The 1,138-nt window shown below is 69.2% G+C and carries 1 protein-coding gene; it reads left to right on the top strand.

Features of this window, described 5'->3' with window-relative positions:
• Positions 1-1,138: methionine adenosyltransferase (gene metK, locus DXK32_RS31950; RefSeq protein WP_205215882.1), on the top strand; the 1,138-nt coding region annotated here is incomplete at both ends.

Below are 1,138 nucleotides of genomic sequence, written 5' to 3'. Positions count from 1 at the left end.
TGGCCAAGCTCAACTACGTGTTCACCAGCGAGTCCGTGTCCGAAGGCCATCCGGACAAGGTGTGCGACCGCATTTCCGACGCGATCGTCGATCTGTACCTGTCGCACGACCCCTACGCCCGCGTGGCGGTGGAGACCCTGGCGACCACCAACCAGATCGTGCTGGCCGGTGAGGTGCGCGGGCCGGAGAGCATCACCCCCGACATGCTGGTCCAGGTCGCCCGCGCCGCGGTGAAGGACATCGGATACGAGCAGGACGGCTTCCATTGGGAGAAGATGGACGTCAAGTGCTTCGTCCACTCCCAGTCCGCCGACATCGCGGTCGGCGTCGACGCCGCCGGTGAGAAGGACGAGGGTGCGGGCGACCAGGGCATCATGTTCGGCTACGCCTGCAACGAGACCCCGGCCCTGATGCCGGCGCCGATCTACTACAGCCACGCCATCCTGAAGTCGCTGGCCGAGGCGCGCCACTCCGGCGCCGCTCCGCAGCTCGGCCCCGACGCCAAGAGCCAGGTGACGCTGCAGTACGAGAACGGCAAGCCGGTGCGCGCCACCGCGGTGGTCGTGTCCACCCAGCACGCCGACGGCCTGACCCAGGAAGAGGTGCGCGAGATCGTCCGTCCGCACGTCCTCAACTGCCTGCCGGCGGGCTGGATGTGCGACGAGGCGAGCTTCTACGTCAACCCGACCGGCCGCTTCGTCATCGGCGGCCCGGACGGCGACGCCGGCCTGACCGGCCGCAAGATCATCGTGGACACCTACGGCGGTGCCGCCCCGCACGGCGGCGGCGCCTTCTCCGGCAAGGACCCGACCAAGGTCGACCGTTCGGCCGCCTACGCCGCGCGCTATCTGGCCAAGAACGTGGTCGCCGCTGGCCTGGCCGAGCGCTGCACGATCCAGCTCTCCTACGCCATCGGCGTGTCGAAGCCGCTGTCGGTCTATGTCGACACCCACGGCACCGGCACGGTGGACGAGGACCGGCTGTCGGAGGTTCTGCAGAAGCTGGTCGATCTCAGCCCGCGCGGCATCCGCACGCATCTGGGCCTGAACCGTCCGGTCTACGCGCGCACCGCCGCCTACGGCCATTTCGGCCGCGAGGCGGAGGCCGACGGCGGCTTCTCCTGGGAGAAGACCGACCT

The sequence above is a fragment of the Azospirillum brasilense genome (assembly GCF_003349955.1).
Classification (GTDB): Bacteria; Pseudomonadota; Alphaproteobacteria; order Azospirillales; family Azospirillaceae; genus Azospirillum; species Azospirillum brasilense_B.
The sequence above is the reverse complement of the archived record's forward strand: the minus strand, read 5'-3'. Positions and strand labels throughout refer to the sequence as shown.